A 19,520-nucleotide genomic window follows, 5' to 3' on the forward strand; every position below is an offset into this window, starting at 1 on the left:
GTCCCGCTCAGTTCCCGGTGGCAGCCTCGCGCTCGACCCCGTGCATGGCACGCATCGCGTCGGTGATGCTGCCGGAGAGCGACGGGTACACCGTGAACACCCGGGAGACCTGGTCCACCGTCAGTCGCCGCTCGACGGCGATCGCGATCGGGTAGATCATGTCGGAGGCCCGCGGCCCCACGATCACGCCCCCCATCACCGTGCCGCTGCCCTGGTGGGCGATGATCTTGACGAAGCCGTCCTTGATGCCCATCATCTTCGCGCGCGCATTGGCGGCGAGGGGGAGCTTCCGCACCACGCCGTTGACCGCACCGGCCGCGATGTCCTTCTCCTGCCACCCCACCGTCGCGATCTCCGGCGCGGTGAAGATGTTCGCGGCGATCCGGCGCGCCTCCAACGGGATGACGACATCACCCAGGGCGTGGAAGATCGCGGTGCGACCCTGCATGGAGGCGACCGAGGCGAGCGGGACGAAGTTCGTGCAGTCCCCCGCCGCGTAGATGTTCGGCACGGAGGTGCGCGCGACCCGGTTGACCCGGATGTTGCCGGATTCGGTCATCTCCACACCGGCCTCCTCGAGACCGATCCCCGCGGTGTTGGGGACGGAGCCGACCGCCATCAGACAGTGGCTGCCCTCGATCGTGCGGCCGTCGGAGAGCGTGACCAGCACGCCCGAACCGGTGTTCTCCACCCGGTCCGCGCGGGCCTTGGACAGGAGGGTCATCCCGCCGCGGCGGAACACCTTCTCCAGTACCGCCGCCGCATCCGCATCCTCGCCCGGAAGGACCTGGTCACGACTGGAGACGAGGGTCACCTTGGCGCCCAGGTTCATGTACGCGGAGGCGAACTCGGCTCCGGTGACGCCGGATCCCACCACGATGAGGTGCTCCGGGAGGGTTTTCATGTCGTAGAGCTGCGTCCAGGTGAGGATGCGCTCCCCGTCCGGCTTGGCGCTCGGCAGCTGGCGCGGCGAGGCGCCGACGGAGACGACGAGCGTGTCGGCCTCGACGCGGTCGAAGTCCGTCCCACCGGGGCCGGTGGAGACCACGACGGCGCCGGGGCCCTCGAGGCGGCCGTGGCCGGAGATCAGTCGCACGCCGGCCTCCACCAGGGACGCGCGCATGTCGTCGGACTGCTGACGGGCCAGGGCCAGCAGTCGCCGGTTCACCGCCGCCAGGTTGATCGCGATCTGGGGCTTCAGCGGCTTGCCGTCCGCCCCCTTCGCGAACAGCTGCACCCCCAGGTCCCCCGCACCGGCGATCGCCACAGCGGCGTCCGCGGTCGCGATGAGCGTCTTCGACGGCACGACATCGGTCATCACCGCGGACCCGCCGACACCGGCACGCTCGACGAGGGTCACCTCGGCGCCCAGCTGCGCGGCGGCGAGCGCCGCCTCGTACCCGCCGGGCCCTCCGCCGATGATCGCGACGCTCTGGGCACTCTCGAAGCTCATGGACATTCCCCCATTCTCACCCGCGCGCACGCACGGAACGAAACGAGCCCGCCGAGTGGCCCCGCGCCGCGCGGGTTCCTAAGCTGTGGGGATGGCAACCACCAGCAATCCCCTCGACGACCCGGCCGCCGATCCGTTCGAGGTCGCACGCCGGGCTGCCGACGATATCGCGCGGCTCACGGGTGTCGGGCATCACGACATCGCCCTCACCCTCGGCAGCGGCTGGGGGAAGGCCGCCGAGCTCATCGGCGAGACCACGGCCACCCTCCCCGCAGACGAGGTGACCGGATTCAGCAAGCCTGCCCTCGAGGGGCATGTGGGGACGCTCCGGAGCGTCCGCACGCCGAACGGGAAGAACGTGCTCGTCATCGGCGCTCGCACCCACTACTACGAGAACCACGGCGTCCGCCGCGTGGTGCACAGCGTGCGCACCGCAGCGGCGACGGGGGCCACGACTATGGTGCTGACCAACGGCGCGGGCGGGATCAAGCCGCACTGGAAGCCGGGCCAGCCGGTGCTCATCAGCGACCACATCAACCTCACCTCTGACTCCCCGCTCGAGGGCGCCACCTTCATCGACCTCACCGACCTGTACTCGACGCGTCTGCGGAACCTCGCGCACACGATCGATCCCTCGCTGGAGGAAGGCGTCTACTGCCAGTTCCGCGGACCGCAGTACGAGACCCCGGCGGAGGTGCGGATGGCGAAGGCGATCGGCGGCCACATCGTGGGCATGTCGACCGCGCTGGAGGCGATCGCCGCCCGGCAGGCGGGCATGGAGATCCTCGGGTTCTCGCTGATCACCAACCTCGCCGCGGGCATCCAGACCACCCCGCTCAGCCACGCCGAGGTCATCGAGGCGGGCCGGGAGGCCGAGCCCGTCATCTCCGCCCTGCTCGCCCGCGTGATCGGCGCGCTGTGAACACGCCCGGCGGGCACGACCCCGCCGTGCTGGATGCGGCCAGGGACTGGCTCGCCCAGGATCCCGACCCGGACACCCGTGAGGAGCTCGCGGCGCTCGTCGCGGCGGCGGAATCCGGTGACGCCGCGGCCTCCCGCGACCTCGCCGACCGTTTCGCCGGCCGGCTCGCCTTCGGCACCGCGGGCCTGCGCGGCGAGCTCGGCGCGGGTCCGATGCGCATGAACCGCGTGCTCGTCGCGCAGGCCGCCGCCGGCCTCGCCGCGTACCTGCGCTCCGCTGCAGGGCCCGACCGGAACCCGGTCGTGGTGGTCGGATACGACGGGCGACGCAACTCGGACGTGTTCGCCCGCGATTCCGCGGAGATCTTCGCGGGCGCCGACCTCGACGCGATCCTCCTGCCGCGGCTCCTACCCACTCCCGTCCTCGCCTTCGCCGTGCGCGCGCTCGGTGCGGACGCCGGGGTCATGGTCACGGCCAGCCACAACCCGCCCGACGACAACGGGTACAAGGTGTACCTCGGCGGTGACGACGACGGCGCACAGATCGTCCCGCCCGCGGATGCGGAGATCCACGACCGCATCGCACGGATCGCGGCATCCGTCCCGGTCAGCGAGATCCCCCGCTCCCTGGCGTTCCGCACCGCACCCGAGGAGCTCGTCGACGCCTACGTCGCCGCGACGGCCGCGGTCGCCCCCGCACCGGCGGGTGCGACCGGGCTGGACTGGGTCTACACGGCCATGCACGGCGTCGGCGCCGAGACCTTCCTGCGGGCGGTCGCGGAAGCCGGATACCCGGCCCCCGTGCCCGTCGCCGAGCAGATCGATCCGGACGGGACCTTCCCCACCGTCGCGTTCCCCAACCCCGAAGAACCCGGCGCGATGGACCTCGCCTTCGCGACCGCCCGCGACGTCGGCGCCGAACTCGTGATCGCGAACGACCCGGACGCGGACCGGCTCGCCGTCGCGATCCCCGACGCCTCCGTCGAGGGGGGCTGGCGCCGTCTCACCGGCAACCAGACGGGGCTCCTCCTCGGATGGCGTGCCGCACGGCTGGCCGCCTCGGCCGCGGACCGCCCCGAGGGCGCGTCGCTCGCCTGCTCGCTCGTCTCGTCGCCCGGGCTGGAGGCCGTGGCCCACCACTACGGCCTCGGGTTCCGGGCGACGCTCACCGGCTTCAAGTGGATCGCCCGCGCACCCGGCCTCGTCTACGGATTCGAGGAGGCACTGGGGTACCTGGTGAACCCGGAGACCGTGCGGGACAAGGACGGCATCTCGGCAGCCATCGCGATCCTCGGCCTCGCCGGTGAGGCGCGCGGAGAGGGCAGGACCCTCGCCGACCTGCTGGACGAGTTCGATCGGACCTTCGGCTTCTTCGCGAGCGACCAGATCTCGGTGCGGGTCGAGGACGTCTCGATCATCACGGGAATCATGGCCGCCCTGCGCGCGGACCCGCCGGCACGGATCGGCGAGACCGCCGTGACGGGCATCGACGACCTCATCGCCGGATTCGACGACCTCCCCGCCGGGGATGTGCTGCGCATCTGGCTGGAGGACGGGCGCCGCTTCATCGTGCGCCCGTCGGGCACCGAGCCGAAGCTGAAGCTGTACCTCGACGTGCGCGGCGACTCCGCCGCCGACGCCCAGGAGCGGCTCGCCGCTCTCGCCGCCGGCGCTCGCGAGCTCCTCGACGCACTGTCATGACGAACCCGTTCGCGGCGACCCGGCTCCTGGAGAACGACCGGGTCCGGCTCGAACCGCTCTCCCCCGACCACGGACCCGCCCTGGCCGACGCCGTCACCGACGGCGAGTTGTGGCGCACCTGGTACACCCGCATCCCTGCTCCGGACGCCATGGATGCCGAGATCGAGACCAGGCTCGCTCGGCAGCGCGCGGGCACCCTCGCTCCCTGGGCGGTCGTGGACCCGCGCACCGACCGAGCGGTCGGCATGACCACCTACCTGAACCTCGATCCGGCCAACCTCCGGCTCGAGATCGGGTCGACGTGGCTGGGACGGGCGGCACAGGGCACAGGGATCAACCCCGCCGCCAAGCTGCTGCTGTTCACGCGTGCCTTCGAGGAACTGGGATGCCGCGCCGTGGAGCTGCGCACCCACTGGCACAACCACCAGTCGCGGGCAGCGATCGCCCGGCTCGGGGCGAAGCAGGACGGCGTGCTGCGCAGCCACATGATCATGCCGGACGGGTCACGGCGGGACACCGTCGTCTTCTCGGTCCTCGACATCGAGTGGCCGGCCGTGCGCACGGCCCTGCAGCACCGGCTGCTCCCGCGCTGACCCGGCCCCGCGGATCGCGGCGGATCAGCCGTCGATCACCGCGACCAGCTCGTCGAGGAACGCGGAGAAGTCCGTGCCCCGCCGGACGATGCGCTGCACGCTCTCGCGCTCGCTGAAGACCTCGACGAACTGCTCGAAGACCGTCTGGAACGCCTCTCGATCGCTCTCCGAGAACGCGGCGAGCGCCACCACCTGCACACGGCCGTCACCCCACGAGATCGGGTGCTCCGAGATGCCGATCGCGATGGCCGTGCGGGACGCGGTCATCCCGATGGCGTGGGGCACGGCGAGCGCGTCGGTGAACGCCGTCGACGACAGCCGCTCCCGTTCGATCGCGCGATCCAGGTAGTCGGCGTCGATCACTCCGCGCTCGACGAGCGTGCCGCCGAGGCGGCGGATCACCGCATCCTCGCCTCCCGCGCCGTCGAAACCACGGATGAACGCCGAGGCGTCGAAGTAGCGCTCGAGCTCCGCCCGCAGCCGCGCGAGCCGACGGCCACGCCGGATGCGCCCGGCCACGATCTGCACCCGCTCCACGTCCGCCGGGGTGAGGAAAGGCTGGATGCGCACGAACCGGTCCCCCGGGATCGCCGGGTCGATGGTCGTCAGCACCAGGTCGGTGTCGATCGCCGTCCAGTCCGGGTCGACGCGTGTCTCCACCTCGACGACCTCGATCGCCTGGCCGAGCGAGCGGTCCACGCTCGAGCGCAGCAGTTCGTGCAGTTCGTAGTAGCCCGGGCAGACGATCGTCGCAGTGAGCAGGTGATCTGCGCGCCGGCTGCGCTCCAGCTGCCCGCCCACGTGCATCGCGATGTAGGCGATCTCGTCGTCCAGCAGCGGGATCTCGAGGCGTTCGTGCAGGCGCGAGGCGATGTAGACGGCGACCTCGAAGATCATCGGATAGGTGGATTTGAGCGAGCGGGTCAGGGGGTTCCGAGACCAGGCCTGCTCCCGGGCGCGCAGGCGCAGGTTCTGCACGTGCAGGGCCAGCCGCTGGATGAACTCCGTGGCGACGATGTCGACCAGGAACTCCGATGCCGCCTCCTCCACGATCTCCCGCACCGCCAGTTCGACATCCGGGTCGAGCGGAGCCCGCGACTCGCTCGTCCCCGGTGCGACGATGCGGGTCAGCACGAGCGTCGCGAGGTGCACCAGATCGCCCGCCCCCAGCCTGATGTCCAGGTGGCGCCGGGCGAGCTCGTCGATGATCTCCGCGATGGACTGCTGAGCGGGTGTCGTGACGACCCCCGCGTCCCCGAGGGGACGTCCCGCGGCGACCCGGTCCGCGGCGATCGCGATGTGCATGATGACGTCGGCGATCCCGAATTCGTTGACGAAGTAGCCGAGTCCGGTCAAGCGCGCGACGAAGTCGGACTTGAACGGGCCGAACGCGCGTGGGCCCACCGAACCGTCGCCGAGGGTGCGGCGCAGCGCCGCGAGGTCGAACGCGCCCTCATCCATCTCGTCGTGTGCGAGACGACTGAGCAGGCGCCGCTGCGCCACCTCCGTGCCCACGAGCTGCGCCCGCGAGGCGGAGCGCTCCAGGGCGAGCTGGGTGCCGCCGAGCAGACCCCGGACCCGGCCGAGATCCGCCTCGAGCGTTGCGGCGCTCACGAAGAGGGCGTCCGCGGTCTCGAAGACGTCTATGCCTGCCGGCCCGGACAGGAGCGCCCGCACGATGGTGTGCAGCCGGTCCCGGGGCGTGCCCGTCTCCGAGGGTTTCCGCAGGGCGGTCGCCGCCTCCTGCGAGGCGCGGTAGCCGAAGGGGCTGGACTCGATCGCCCCCGCGGCGCGCGCGTTGATCGCCGTGATGTAGGAGCGGATGCTGCGCGGCGTCACCCCGACGACATCGGCGAGGGCGGCGGCGGTGACCCAGTCGCGCTCGCGTACGAGCACCCCGAGAACACGGTCCTGCTTCACTCGTGTCACGGCTGCCTCTCGCGTTCGATCCGCCCGGCTGTTCCCATTCCATCACGCCCCCGACCACCCCGGGGCGTCCTCCCGGACGGGATTTCCGCCCCCGCGGAAGAACGTCTGGTTGCTGTTCTCACAGCTTCTTTCCAGGATAGGAGAGAAGGAGGCGGGTCGATGAGGATCCTTGTGGTGTGCGGTGCGGGCGCGTCCAGCACCTTCGTGGCGCAGCGGCTCCGCCGCGCAGCCGCGCGGGCGGGACTCGATCACGACGCCGCTGCGGTGAGCCGTTCCGCGCTGCCGCAACGGCTCGGCGAGGCGCAGCTCGTGCTGATCGGCCCCCATCTGACCGACGCCCTGGACGGCATCCGCACGGATGCCGCCGCCTACGACGTCCCGGTCATCGTCCTCCCCGACGATGTCTTCTCCGACCGCGACGGGGCGCGCACACTGCGTCTCGTCACCGATGCGGTCTCCTCCCCCGACGGCCGACCGGCCTGAACGAAAGGGTTCACCATGGCAGCTGCAACACGGACCGTGCGCATCGGATCGTCCCACGGACTGCACGCCCGCCCAGCGAAGCTCTTCGCCCAGGCAGCGAAGGACGCCGGGGTTCCGGTCACCATCGCGAAGGACGCGGGCGCTCCCGTGAACGCCGCCAGCATCCTCGGGGTCATCGCGCTCGGCATCGACCACGGCGACTACGTCACGCTCACCGTCGAGGGCGAGGGGGCGGAGGACGTCCTCGATCGCCTCGCCGACCTCCTCTCCACCGATCACGATTCGGAGTGATGTCACGATGACCACCATCCCCGGAGTCGGCATCGGTCTCGGCGTCGCGCAGGGTCCGGTCGCCCGCATGGCGGAACCCCTCCCTGCCCCCGACGACGAGCCCTCGACGATCGGCGCGGAGGCCGAGACGGCGCGGGTGCGGGAAGCCGTCTCCGCGGTGGCCCGCGAGCTCGAGGAGCGCGGCGCGCAGGCCGGCGGGTCCGCGCGCGACGTGCTCGAAGCGCAGGCCATGATCGCCGAGGACCCGTCCCTCGAGTCCGAGCTGGACACCCGCATCTCCGCGGGGGCGACCGCCGAGCGCGCGGTGCACGAGGCATTCGCCACGTTCCGGGAGACCCTCGTCGCGGTGGGCGGCTACCTCGGTGAGCGTGCGGCGGACCTGGACGATGTGGCGCAGCGCGTCATCGCCCGGCTCCGCGGCGTCCCGGCGCCCGGCGTGCCGGACCCCGGGCACCCGTTCGTCCTCGTCGCCACCGACCTCGCCCCCGCCGACACGGCCCTGCTCGACCTCGATCAGGTGCTCGCCCTCATCACGAGCGAGGGCGGACCGACGTCGCACACCGCGATCCTGGCGCGCGAGAAGGGCATCGTCGCGGTGGTGGGCGCCGCGGCGGCGGCCGACCTCGCCGAGGGCGAGACCGTGATCGTCGACGCCGCGGCCGGACAGATCATCACCTCCCCCACCGAGGAGGAGTTGCAGCGCGCACGCAACCGTGCGGAGACCCGCGCGAACGCCGCGTCCGCCCCGATCACCGCCGGCGCACTCTCCGACGGCACCCCGGTGCCGCTCCTGGCGAACCTCGGCAAGCCGGAGGCCGCCGCGGATGCGGTGACGCAGGGCGCCGAGGGCGTGGGGCTGTTCCGCACCGAGTTCCTCTTCCTGAGTTCCACGAACGCGCCCACCGTCGATCAGCAGCGGGAGTCCTACCGGCAGCTGCTGTCGGAGTTCCGTGGCAAGAAGGTCGTCGTCCGGGCGCTCGACGCCGGTGCGGACAAGCCGCTCGCGTTCCTGAACGACGCGCACGAGGAGAACCCCGCGCTGGGTCTGCGTGGCCTGCGCGCCCTCCGCGCCAACGAGGACATCCTCCGTGAGCAGCTCACCGCGCTGGCGGCCGCGGATGCGGACGTCCGGGCGGACGGGGAGGGCGCAGACCTCTGGGTCATGGCGCCGATGGTGGCCACCGTCGAGGAGACGAGCTACTTCGTCGGTCTCGCCCGCGAGTACGGGATCAAGACGGCGGGCATCATGATCGAGGTCCCCGCTGCCGCGCTGCTCGCGGACCGGGTGCTGCGCGAGGCGGATTTCGCCTCGATCGGCACGAACGACCTGACCCAGTACACGATGGCCGCCGACCGGCTGCTCGGTTCCGTCTCCGCACTCCAGGATCCGTGGCATCCCGCCGTCCTCACCCTGATCCACACCGCCGGACGCGCCGGCGCGGAGCTCGGCAAACCGGTCGGGATCTGCGGCGAAGCCGCCGCCGACCCGCTCCTGGCCGTCGTCCTGGTGGGTCTCGGAGCCACGAGCCTGTCGATGGCGCCGAGCGCGCTGGCCGACGTCCGCGCCATCCTCCTGCAGTACACCCTCGACGATGCACGCCGCATCGCCGAGGCAGCCCTCGCCGCGCCGAATGCGGCATCCGCCCGAGACGCGGCCCGCGCGGCCGCGGCCGCCACCGCACAGAAAGAGACAGACCGATGACGACGACGTCGACCCCCGCCACGTCCGGCGGGAACAAGGCACGGGTGGGAGTGCAGCGCTTCGGCACGTTCCTGTCCGGCATGATCATGCCCAACATCCCCGCGCTCATCGCGTGGGGCATCTTCACCGCGTTCTTCATCGACGTGGGGTGGACGCCGAACGCGGACCTCGCGACGATCGTCGGACCGTTCATCCACTACCTGCTGCCGATCCTCATCGCCTACACCGGTGGTCACATGGTCTACGGCGTGCGCGGTGGTGTCGTGGGCTCCATCGCGACCTTCGGCGTCATCGCCGGGTCCGACCTGCTCATCGCGCAGTTCAACGCCGCCCTGCCGGCGGGTGAGGACCCTCTCGGCACGATCAACATGTTCATCGGCGCGATGATCATGGGCCCGCTGGCCGCCTGGACCATGAAGATGCTGGACAAGCTCTGGGACGGCAAGGTCCGCGCCGGGTTCGAGATGCTCGTCAACATGTTCTCGGCCGGCATCTGGGGCTTCGCGATGGCGATCCTCGGCTTCTACCCGCTGGCCTGGTTCATCAACGGGCTGATGAGCGTGCTGGGCACCGCGGTGAACTGGCTCGTGGAGACGAACCTGCTGCCGCTGACCAGCATCCTGATCGAGCCGGCGAAGGTCTTCTTCCTGAACAACGCCATCAACCACGGCGTGCTCACCCCGCTCGGCATCGAGCAGGCGGCCGAGAACGGCAAGTCGATCCTGTTCCTGCTCGAGGCGAACCCCGGCCCTGGTGTCGGTCTGCTGCTGGCGTTCACGTTCTTCGGGCTGGGCGCCGCGCGCGCGTCCGCCCCGGGTGCGGCCATCATCCAGTTCTTCGGTGGCATCCACGAGGTGTACTTCCCGTTCGCGCTCATGAAGCCGGTCCTCATCGTCGCGCTGATCGCGGGCGGCATGACCGGTGTCACCACCAACATGCTGCTGGACGCGGGCCTGCGAGCCCCCGCCGCCCCGGGATCGATCATCGCGGTGCTCGCCCAGACCGCGAGCGACAGCTACTTCGGGGTCGTCCTGTCGGTCGTGCTGTCGGCAGCGGTCACCTTCGTGATCTCCGCGATCATCCTGCGGGCGTCGCGCAAGCGGGACCTCGCCGCGGGCCTGTCCGAGTTCGAGGCCGCGATCGCCAAGACCGAGGCGAACAAGGGCCGGTCCTCCGCCGCAATGGACGCCCTGCGCGTCAGCGATGACAAGGACCGCGAGGGACTCCGCGAGGCCGAGGCCGAGTACGACCGCCTCGAGACCGAGGAGGAGACCGGCGGCCGGCTCGACGGCGGCCGCGTCGCGGTCAAGCCCGTGCACAACATCGTGTTCGCCTGCGACGCGGGCATGGGCTCGTCGGCCATGGGCGCGAGCGTGCTGCGCAACAAGATCAAGAAGGCCGGTGTCGAAGGGGTGACCGTCACCAACAAGGCGATCGCCGCCCTCGACGGCTCCGCGGATCTCGTCATCACGCAGAACCAGCTCACCGACCGCGCACGCGGTCAGGCGCCCGATGCCCTGCACGTGTCGGTCGACAACTTCATGAACTCGCCGAAGTACGACGAGGTCGTGGACCTGGTCGTCGATCAGCAGAAGGATGGTCAGCAGGGCTGACCATCCGCGGATGCGGGCAGCGTCGACTCGTCGCGCTGCCCGCATCCGTCATCCGGCCCCGTCCCCGGGACGACCCGCGGACGAAAGCTCCCCCCAAGCGAAAGGGAACACCATGGCAGTTCTGAGCATCGGACAGGTGCGCATCCACCCGGGCAGCGTCAGCCGCGAGGAGGCGACCCGGGAGGCCGCCGACATCCTGCAGTCCGCAGGTGCCGTCACCGACGCCTACTTCGACGCGATGCTGCAGCGCGAGGAGACCGTGTCGACGTACATGGGCAACGAACTCGCCATCCCGCACGGCACCAACGAGACCAAGGACGCCATCCTCGACTCCGCCCTCTCCGTGGTCCGCTACGACGGCGGCATCGACTGGGACGGCAACCCCGTCACGTTCGTGGTGGGCATCGCCGGGAAGGGCGACGAGCACCTCGAGATCCTGTCGCAGATCGCCCTGCTGTTCTCGGACGAGGACGAGGTGGCCAAACTCAAGGCCGCGGACTCCCCCGAGGCTCTCTACGCTCTGCTCGACACGGTGAACCAGTGAAAGCCGTCCAGATCGGCGCGGGCAACATCGGCCGCGGATTCGTCGGGCTGCTCCTGCACCAGGGCGGGTACGAGCTGGTGTTCTCGGACGTGTCCGGGGCGCTCGTGGACGCGATCAACTCCGTCGAGTCGTACACGGTGCACGAGGTCGGGGACGGCGGCGTGGACGTGGAGGTCACCGGCTTCCGCGCGCTGAACAGCGCCGAGGACCCGCAGTCGGTCATCGACGAGATCGCGACGGCGGATGTCGTGACCACCGCCGTGGGAGCCGGCATCCTGAAGTTCGTGGCACCGCTGGTGAACGCCGGGCTCACCGCGCGCGACCCGGCCCTCCCTCCCCTGCAGGTGATGGCGTGCGAGAACGCCATCCGGGCCACCGGCCAGCTGCGCGCGCACATGCGCGAGCAGGCCGGGGACGCCTGGGACTCGATCGCCGAGCGCGCTGTGTTCGCCGACACCGCCGTCGACCGCATCGTCCCCGGTCAGCCCGCCGACGCGGGTGTGGACGTCGTCGTCGAGCCGTTCTACGAATGGGCGATCGAGCAGGGCCCGTTCGGAGAGTCGCTCCCGAACGTCCCCGGCGCGCACTTCGTCGACGACCTCGCCCCCTTCATCGAGCGGAAGCTCTTCACGGTGAACACCGGCCACGCCGCCACGGCGTATTACGGTGCCCGCGCGGGCGTCGAGCGGATCTCCGATGCCCTCGCGGTGCCGGAGATCGCCGCGGCGGTCTCGGCGACGCTGGCCGAGACATCCGCCGTGCTCATGGCCAAGCACGGCTTCGCCCCGGACGAGCTGTCCCGCTACCGGGAGACGATCCTGGGCCGGTTCCGCAACCCGGGCCTGCCGGACACCGTCTGGCGGGTCGGCCGCCAGCCGCTGCGGAAGCTCTCCCGCCACGAGCGGTTCATCGGGCCGGCGGCGGAAGCGGCCGAGCAGGGCCTGTCGGTCGATGCGCTGGTCGCCACCATCCGCGCCGCACTGGCCTTCTCCTCCCCGGAGGACCCGGAGGCCGTCGAACTGCAGCGGCTGCTGCGGGAGACCGACGCGCCCGCGCTGACCGCCGAGATCACCGGCCTCGAGCCGGAGCATCCGCTGTTCGAACGCGTACGCGAGGCGATCTCGGCACGCCAGGCCGAACTCACCTGACGCGTCCCCTCCCCCGACCGGCACCGACGCGACGGGTCGGCGGGGGAATCCACGCACGAGGGGCCGGACCGATCCGGTCCGGCCCCTCGTGGCGATGGGTCAGCGCTCGAAGCCCTCGGCGATCAGCTCGATGAGCTCCTCGCGCTCCTCCACCGGAAGGAACGCCGCCGCTGCGGCATTGAGCTGGAACGCCTCGATGTCGCTCAGACCGTAGTCGAACGTCTCGACGAGCAACGCCAGTTCCCGGGTCAGGGAGGTGCGGCTCATGGTCCGGTTGTCCACGTTCACCGTCACCGAGAAGCCCAGCTGGTGGAGCAGGTCGATCGGGTGGTCCCCGAGTTCCTCGCCCCATGCGGCGATGGCCCCGGTCTGGAGGTTGGACGACGGCGAGAGCTCCAGCGGGATCTCACGGTCGCGCACCCAACGGGCGAGGTCGCCGAAGACGACCTCCACGACGTCACCGGAGCGCGAGACGATCTCCAGGTCCTCCGCGATCCGCACGCCGTGCCCGAGACGCAGCGCACGGCCGTCGATGAGCGCCGAACGGATGCTGTCGAGTCCGGCGGCCTCGCCGGCGTGCACGGTCACGGGGAAGAACTCGCCCGCCAGGTAGTCGAACGCGGCGCGGTGCATCGAGGGCGGGAAGCCGTCCTCCGCACCGGCGATGTCGAAACCGACGACGCCCCGGTCGCGGAACGAGACGGCGAGCTTCGCGATCTCGAGGGCACGGTCGGCGTGCCGCATCGCGGTGACCAGCTGACCCACCCGGATGTCGCGTCCCGCGTCCGCAGCCGCATCCTCACCCTCCTCGAGGCCCTCCTGCACCGCCTCGACGACCTCTTCGAGCGAGAGTCCCCCGCCGAGGTGCTGCTCGGGCGCCCAGCGCACCTCGCCGTAGATCACGCCGTCCTCGGCGAGATCCTCGACGAACTCGCGCGCGACCCGGGTCAGGCCCTCGCGGGTCTGCATGACCGCGGTGGTGAGGTCGAAGGTCTTCAGGTACTCGGTGAGCGAACCGGAGTTGCTCTTGTCCGCGAACCAGTCCGCGAGGTCGTCGGCGTCACGCTCGGGCACCTCGACACCGGCATCCTCGGCGAGTTCGATGATCGTCTGCGGCCGCAGCGCGCCGTCGAGGTGGTCGTGCAGCGACACCTTGGGAAGGCTGCGCAGGGACACGCCTTCCAACAGTGCGTCTCCGTGCTGATCGATGGGCATGCGGGCTCCTCGGAAGTGATGGGCGGGAATGGTCAGGCGGTGATGCGTTCGAGCACGCGGGCGGATGCGGCGGGCGCCGCGTCTCCGATCTCCCACGAGCCCTCGAGCGCGTCGAGGGCTCGCGCGAACCGCGCGTCGTCCTGCGCCGACAGGGTGAACAGCGGGGCACCGGCGGCGACGCGGTCGCCCGGTTTGGCATGCAGGTCGATGCCCGCGGCGTGCACCACGGGGTCCTGCGGTCGGGCGCGTCCGGCGCCCAGCCGCCAGGCGGCGACGCCGAACGGCAGCGCGTCCAGGCGGGTGACGTATCCGTCCCTCGGCGCGGTGACCGTATGGGTCTCCCGCGCCTTCGGCAGCGGAGCGTCCGGGTCGCCGTCCTGCGCGATGATCATCCGTCGCCACACGTCCATCGCGCGGCCGTCCGCCAGCGCCGCTTCGACGTCGGCGTCCGGCTGTCCGGCCAGGGTGAGCATCTCGCGGGCCAGCGCCACGGTGAGCTCCACCACGTCGGCCGGACCGCCGCCGGCGAGCACCTCGACCGACTCGCGGACCTCGTTGGCGTTGCCGATCGCGAGGCCGAGGGGCGAGTTCATGTCGGTGAGCAGGGCCGTGGTGGCGACACCGGAGTCGGTGCCGAGCGCCACCATCGTGCGCGCGAGCTCCCGCGCGCGATCGACGTCCCGCATGAACGCTCCGGAGCCGAACTTCACATCCAGGACGAGCGCGGCCGTGCCCTCGGCGATCTTCTTCGACATGATGCTGGAGGCGATCAGCGGGATGGCCTCGACGGTCCCGGTGACGTCGCGCAGCGCGTAGAGGCGCTTGTCGGCGGGCGCGAGTCCGGATCCGGCGGCGCAGATGACCGCACCGATCGAGTCGAGCTGCGCGAACATCTCGTCGTTCGTGAGGGCTGCGCGCCAGCCCGGGATCGATTCCAGCTTGTCGAGCGTGCCGCCGGTGTGTCCGAGGCCGCGTCCGGACAGCTGCGGCACCGCGACGCCGAACGCGGCGACCAGCGGCGCGAGCGGAAGGGTGATCTTGTCGCCCACTCCTCCGGTGGAGTGCTTGTCCACGGTCGTCTTCGGCAGGGTGGCGAAGCTCATCCGCTCCCCCGAGGCGATCATCGCCTCGGTCATGACCCGGATCTCGTCCCGTTCCATGCCGTTGAGCAGCACCGCCATGGCGAACGCAGCCATCTGCGCGTCCGTCACGTACTCGCGGGTGTACGCATCGATCATCCAGCGCAGCGCCGCCTCGTCGACCGGGTGGCCGTCGCGCTTCGCGCGGATGACGTCGACCGCGTCGTACGGCTCGACGGCGCTCATGCGCGGAATCCTTCCAGGTTGCGCGGGCCGAACGCGTCCGGCAGCACCTCGTCGATCGTGCGGATGCCGGACACGGTCTCCAGCAGCATCCCCGGGATGGCGAACTCGAACAGCAACTGCCGGCATCGCCCGCAGGGCATGATCGTCTCCCCCTCGCCGTTGACGCACACGAACGCGACCAGCTGTCCGCCACCGGTCATGTTCAGCTCGGACACGAGTCCGCATTCGGCGCACAGGCCCACGCCGTAGGACGCGTTCTCGACGTTGCAGCCGGAGACGACCCGCCCGTCGGAGACGAGTGCGGCCGCCCCCACCTTGTAGCGCGAGTACGGCGCGTACGCGCGCTGCATCGCCTCGTTCGCCACGCTGCGCAGGTGGTCCCAGTCGATGTCTGTCACGATCGCCTTCCGGTCGTCGAGAGCGCGGGACCGGAGGCAGATCGGTCCCGCGGGGCGTCAGCCCTTGATGTACGGCTTGCCGGATGCCGCCGGCCCACGGACCTTGCCGACGAGTCCCGCCACGGCGAAGATCGTGATGACGTACGGCAGCATCAGCATGAACTCGCTCGGCACCGGCGAACCGATCACCCCGAGGGTGTTCTGCAGGTTGGAGGCGAAGCCGAACAGCAGCGCGGCCAGCGTCGCCTTGATCGGATCCCACTGCCCGAAGATGACGGCAGCCAGCGCGATGAAGCCCGCGCCCGCGGTCATCTCCTTGTTGAACGCGCCGACGGAGCCGAGGGTGAAGAACGCCCCGCCCATACCGGCGATGGCGCCTCCCAGTGAGACGTTCCAGAAGCGGGTGCGGGCGATGTTGATGCCCACGGTGTCCGCCGCCTGCGGGTGCTCGCCGACGGCACGGAGACGCAGTCCCCACTTCGTGTGGAACAGTCCCACGTACACGGCGATGATCAGCACGTACATGAGGTAGACGATGATCGTCTGCCGGAAGAGCATCGGCCCGATCAGCGGGATCTCGCTCAGCAGCGGGATGGCGATCCGCTCGAAGCGCGGCGGCGTGTTCAGCAGCGCCGCATTCGGGGCCAGCAGCTGGGAGAACAGGAAGCTGGTGAGACCGGTGACGAGCACGTTCAGCACGACACCGACGATGACCTGGTCCACGAAGTACTTGATCGCGAAGGCGGCCAGCACGAACGAGACCAGGACGCCGGCGACGCCGGCCGCGGCCAGTCCGAGCAGCGGCTGACCCGTGGCGGAGGCGACGACCGCGGAGGTGAATGCGCCGGCGAGCAGCTGTCCTTCGATGGCGATGTTGACGACGCCGACGCGCTCGCTGATCACGCCGCACAGCGCACCGTAGATGAGCGGCACGGACAGACTCAGCGCTCCGGCGAGGAGCCCGGTGAGCGGGATGACGTTGGTGCGCGCACCGGAGCCCGCCCAGGTGAGGAACCCGACGAGGAAGACGACCGCGAACAACACCATGAGCCACATCGGCACGCGCGTGCGGCGGCGCACGCGCAGCACGGCGTAGGCCGTGATCGCGGCCATCGCGATGGTGCACACGATGCCGGTGACCGTCGCGTCGAGGGTGATCTCGGGGATCTGGATCGCGGCGCCCTCGGAGGTGATCCGGAACACGGTCTCGACGCCGTGCCCGACGAGCAGGAAGAGGACGGCGCCGATGACGGTGAGCGCGGCGAAGGCGATGGGTGCCTTCCAGCTCACCACCACGGTGCGGGCGAGGGGGGCATCAGGAACGACCTGCTCGGAGACGGTGGTGGCGCTCACTTGACCGTCACCTCCTCTCCGGTGCGGAGTTCATTCGTGACGATCGGGCGGGGACGGCGCGGGCCCTGGCCGGGCGCCGGCAGCCGGAAGATGGCGCGGACCAGCGGCGGCGCGGCGATGAACAGGACGATGAGCGACTGCACCACGAGCACGATGTCGATCGGCACACCCTCCGCCGCCTGCATCGCGAAGCCGCCGGCTTTGAACGCGCCGAACAGGATGCCGGCCACGAGCACGCCGATCGGCGTCGACCGGCCGAGGAGAGCGACCGTGATGGCATCGAAGCCGATCCCGGCGTCGATCCCGCTGGAGAAGCCGGTCGTGACGGTGCCGAGCACCTGGCTGACGCCCGCGAGGCCGACGAGGGCACCGGAGATCAGCATCGCGTACACGTACATCCGGGGGACCTTGATGCCGGCCACGCGCGCGGCGTTCGGGTTCTCCCCCACCGCGCGGAACTGGAATCCCAGGGCGGAGCGGTTCAGGATCCACCACACCACGGCGACGGCGATCAGGGCCAGCACGAAGCCGAAGTGCAGGTTGTACCCGGCTCCGAGCAGGTCGGGGAAGATCGCCGTCTCCTTCATGGCCGGCGTCTTCGGGTTGTTCGATCCGGGCGCCTGCAGCAGGCCCGGAGTACGCAGCATCCAGGTCACCAGGTACAGCGCCACGTAGTTCAGCATGATCGTGACGATGACCTCGTGGGCACCGGTCCGGGCCTTCAGTAGTCCGGCGATGCCGGCCCAGGCCGAGCCGGCGACGAGGCCGGCGAGGAGTGCGACGGCCATGTGCACGCCCCAGGGGAGGTCCACCGCGAACGCCACCCAGCCGGCCGCGGCCGAGGCCACCAGCATCTGACCGCGGCCACCGATGTTGAACATGCCCACCCGGAAGGCGAGGGCGACGCCGAGACCGGCGGCGATGAGCGGGGTCGCGAAGGTCAGGGTCTCGGTGAGCGGACGGATCCCGGTGAGGAAGTCCGGCCGGTTGAAGTTGTAGATGGATCCCTGGAAGAACGCGATGTACGCGCCGGAAACGGAATCCCAGATGGCGGCCAGCATGTCGCCGGGCCGGGCGAAGAAGTACCCGGAGGTCTCCTGGACGCGGGAATCCGTCGCCGCGATCATCACGGCGCCGACGACGAGGGCGAGCACGACCGCCAGCACGGAGATGATGGCGTTGCCGGTGACGATCTCGTGCAGGGCACGGTGCCAGCGGCTCGGCTCGGGCGTCTCCGGCTCCTTCCGGAGCGGCGGCTGCGGCGGCGGTGCGTTCTGCGGCGATTCGAGGGCGACGTCCGGGTCGCCGATCTGCGGCTGGTCGCTCATGCGGCGGCCCCTTCGATGCTCGCGGTCTCTCCGGCCATCATCAGGCCCAGGACGTCTCGGGAGGTGTCGCCCGGCACGATGCCGACGACCTTGCCCCGGTACATCACCATGATCCGGTCGGCGAGGGCGGTCACCTCGTCGAGCTCGGTGGACACGACGATGACCGGGACGCCGGTGTCCCGGGTCTCGATGATGCGCTTGTGGATGAATTCGATCGACCCGACGTCCACACCGCGGGTGGGCTGCGCGGCGACGAAGAGCCGCAGGTCGCGGCTGAGTTCGCGCGCGAGCACCACCTTCTGCTGGTTGCCTCCGGAGAGACGCCCGACCTTGGTGTCGATGGACGGCGTGCGCACGTCGAACTCGGCGACCTTCTGCTCGGCGAACTCGGCGAGAGCCCCCTGCTGGACCGACCCGCCCCGCACGAACGGCGGGCCGTCGGCACGATCGAGCATGAGGTTCTCGGCGATGGTGAACTCGCCGACGAGCCCGTCCTCCTTGCGGTCCTCCGGCACGAATCCGACTCCGGCGTCGAGGATGCCGCGCACGCTCTTGCCGAGCAGCTCCGCCCCGTCCAGGCGGATCGACCCGCGGACATGCGCCTGGAGCCCGAGGAGCGCCTCGGTGAGCTCGGTCTGGCCGTTGCCCTGGACCCCGGCCACCGCCAGCACCTCGCCGTGCCGGACGTCGAAGGAGACGTCGTTGACGACGAGCTGGCCGGTGGGATCGATGACCGTGAGGCCCTCGACGACGAGAGCCTGGTCTCCGAGCGTGGGGAGTTCCTTCTGCACGGTCAGTTCGACCGCCCTGCCCACCATGAGCGAGGCGAGCTCGGCGTTGGAGGCGGTCGGGGCGGCCTCGCCCACGACCTTCCCGAGCCGGATGACGGTGATCCGGTCGGCGACCTCGCGGACCTCGCGCAGCTTGTGGGTGATGAAGACGATGGAGGTGCCGGAGGCCTTGAGCTGCTGCATGATCGCCATCAGCTCGTCGGTCTCCTGGGGCGTCAGCACCGCCGTCGGCTCGTCGAAGACGAGCACGCGCGCGTCCCGGGAGAGCGCCTTGATGATCTCCACGCGCTGCTGAGCGCCGACGGGGAGGTCCTCCACCCTGGCGTCCGGATCGACGTCGAAGCCGAAGCGGTCGGAGATCTCCCGCACCTTCGCCCGCGCCGAGGACAGGTCGAGCCGCCCGCCGAAACGGGTCTGCTCGTGGCCGAGCATGACGTTCTCCGCGACGGTGAAGACGGGGATCAGCATGAAGTGCTGGTGCACCATGCCGATGCCCGCACGCATCGCGTCCCCGGGGCCCGCGAAGTGCTGGACGACGTCGTCGAGGAGGATCTCGCCGCCGTCGGCCTGATACAGCCCGTAGAGGACGTTCATCAGCGTCGACTTGCCGGCGCCGTTCTCGCCCAGCAGGCAGTGGATCTCGCCGGCCTCGACGGTGAGATCGATGTGGTCGTTGGCCACGAGAGACCCGAACGTCTTCGTGATGCCCCGAAGTTCGAGCTTCATGCCCTC

General features: G+C 70.6%; 17 protein-coding genes. 9 read left to right on the top strand and 8 right to left on the bottom strand.

Translation table 11 applies throughout. The features are described 5' to 3' along the window. Positions 1–7 precede the first annotated feature (7 nt). Complete coding sequence (locus tag F6J84_RS11490; protein WP_150891927.1) at positions 8–1,459, bottom strand: NAD(P)H-quinone dehydrogenase; 1,452 nt, start codon at positions 1,457–1,459, stop codon at positions 8–10. An 85-nt stretch (positions 1,460–1,544) separates the two neighbouring features. On the opposite strand from F6J84_RS11490, the gene F6J84_RS11495 reads away from it, so the two are divergent. The 3 genes from F6J84_RS11495 to F6J84_RS11505 are packed head-to-tail and all read left to right on the top strand — an operon-like array spanning position 1,545 to position 4,668. Beyond that, positions 1,545–2,375, top strand: a complete 831-nt coding sequence (locus F6J84_RS11495; protein ID WP_150973883.1) for a purine-nucleoside phosphorylase — start codon at positions 1,545–1,547, stop codon at positions 2,373–2,375. Further along, positions 2,372–4,075 carry a phospho-sugar mutase gene (locus tag F6J84_RS11500; protein ID WP_150973885.1) on the top strand — a complete coding sequence of 568 codons (1,704 nt, stop codon included), beginning with the start codon at positions 2,372–2,374 and terminating at the stop codon, positions 4,073–4,075. Before F6J84_RS11495 ends, F6J84_RS11500 begins: the two co-directional genes overlap by 4 nt. After that, the gene (locus F6J84_RS11505; protein ID WP_150973887.1) at positions 4,072–4,668 is read left to right on the top strand and encodes a GNAT family N-acetyltransferase; all 597 of its coding nucleotides are present in this window, start codon (positions 4,072–4,074) and stop codon (positions 4,666–4,668) included. The genes F6J84_RS11500 and F6J84_RS11505 overlap by 4 nt, the downstream gene beginning before the upstream one ends. A gap of 24 nt (positions 4,669–4,692) precedes the next feature. Here the strand turns inward: F6J84_RS11505 and F6J84_RS11510 are convergent, their stop codons facing one another. Continuing rightward, on the bottom strand, positions 4,693–6,597 hold the full coding sequence (locus F6J84_RS11510) for a BglG family transcription antiterminator (protein WP_150973889.1): 1,905 nt from the start codon (positions 6,595–6,597) through the stop codon (positions 4,693–4,695). A gap of 159 nt (positions 6,598–6,756) precedes the next feature. Here F6J84_RS11510 and F6J84_RS11515 point away from each other — a divergent pair, with 159 nt between their 5' ends. From F6J84_RS11515 to F6J84_RS11540, 6 genes are all read left to right on the top strand, one after another. Next, positions 6,757–7,080: a PTS sugar transporter subunit IIB gene (locus F6J84_RS11515; protein ID WP_150973891.1), complete on the top strand. Its 324-nt coding sequence runs from the start codon at positions 6,757–6,759 to the stop codon at positions 7,078–7,080. Between the two features lie 15 nt (positions 7,081–7,095). Then, entirely contained in the window at positions 7,096–7,371 is a 276-nt protein-coding gene (locus F6J84_RS11520) for an HPr family phosphocarrier protein (protein WP_150891933.1), read from the top strand. A gap of 7 nt (positions 7,372–7,378) precedes the next feature. Further along, complete coding sequence (ptsP, locus tag F6J84_RS11525; protein ID WP_150973893.1) at positions 7,379–9,073, top strand: phosphoenolpyruvate--protein phosphotransferase; 1,695 nt, start codon at positions 7,379–7,381, stop codon at positions 9,071–9,073. Beyond that, the gene (locus tag F6J84_RS11530) at positions 9,070–10,686 is read left to right on the top strand and encodes a PTS mannitol transporter subunit IIBC (protein ID WP_150973895.1); all 1,617 of its coding nucleotides are present in this window, start codon (positions 9,070–9,072) and stop codon (positions 10,684–10,686) included. Before ptsP ends, F6J84_RS11530 begins: the two co-directional genes overlap by 4 nt. A 112-nt stretch (positions 10,687–10,798) precedes the next feature. Then, the gene (locus F6J84_RS11535) at positions 10,799–11,230 is read left to right on the top strand and encodes a PTS mannitol transporter subunit IIA (protein ID WP_150973897.1); all 432 of its coding nucleotides are present in this window, start codon (positions 10,799–10,801) and stop codon (positions 11,228–11,230) included. Continuing rightward, positions 11,227–12,378: a mannitol-1-phosphate 5-dehydrogenase gene (locus tag F6J84_RS11540; protein ID WP_150973899.1), complete on the top strand. Its 1,152-nt coding sequence runs from the start codon at positions 11,227–11,229 to the stop codon at positions 12,376–12,378. Before F6J84_RS11535 ends, F6J84_RS11540 begins: the two co-directional genes overlap by 4 nt. 99 nt (positions 12,379–12,477) lie before the next feature. Here F6J84_RS11540 and F6J84_RS11545 read toward each other — a convergent pair whose 3' ends face one another. From F6J84_RS11545 to F6J84_RS11570, 6 genes are read right to left on the bottom strand one after another with little or no spacing between them, the layout of a single operon-like run. Then, positions 12,478–13,593: an adenosine deaminase gene (locus F6J84_RS11545; protein WP_150973901.1), complete on the bottom strand. Its 1,116-nt coding sequence runs from the start codon at positions 13,591–13,593 to the stop codon at positions 12,478–12,480. 32 nt (positions 13,594–13,625) lie between these two features. Then, on the bottom strand, positions 13,626–14,918 hold the full coding sequence (locus tag F6J84_RS11550; protein ID WP_150973903.1) for a thymidine phosphorylase: 1,293 nt from the start codon (positions 14,916–14,918) through the stop codon (positions 13,626–13,628). Then, entirely contained in the window at positions 14,915–15,358 is a 444-nt protein-coding gene (locus F6J84_RS11555) for a cytidine deaminase (protein ID WP_275094035.1), read from the bottom strand. The genes F6J84_RS11550 and F6J84_RS11555 overlap by 4 nt, the downstream gene beginning before the upstream one ends. A gap of 15 nt (positions 15,359–15,373) precedes the next feature. Further along, complete coding sequence (locus F6J84_RS11560) at positions 15,374–16,669, bottom strand: ABC transporter permease (protein ID WP_150973907.1); 1,296 nt, start codon at positions 16,667–16,669, stop codon at positions 15,374–15,376. After that, positions 16,666–17,997 (bottom strand): ABC transporter permease, encoded by a 1,332-nt coding sequence (locus tag F6J84_RS11565; RefSeq protein ID WP_150973909.1) that lies wholly within the window; start codon positions 17,995–17,997, stop codon positions 16,666–16,668. Before F6J84_RS11565 ends, F6J84_RS11560 begins: the two co-directional genes overlap by 4 nt. Continuing rightward, positions 17,994–19,514: an ABC transporter ATP-binding protein gene (locus F6J84_RS11570; protein ID WP_150973911.1), complete on the bottom strand. Its 1,521-nt coding sequence runs from the start codon at positions 19,512–19,514 to the stop codon at positions 17,994–17,996. Before F6J84_RS11570 ends, F6J84_RS11565 begins: the two co-directional genes overlap by 4 nt. Between the last annotated feature and the right edge of the window lie 6 nt (positions 19,515–19,520).

Source organism: Microbacterium caowuchunii (assembly GCF_008727755.1).
Lineage (GTDB): Bacteria > Actinomycetota > Actinomycetes > Actinomycetales > Microbacteriaceae > Microbacterium > Microbacterium caowuchunii.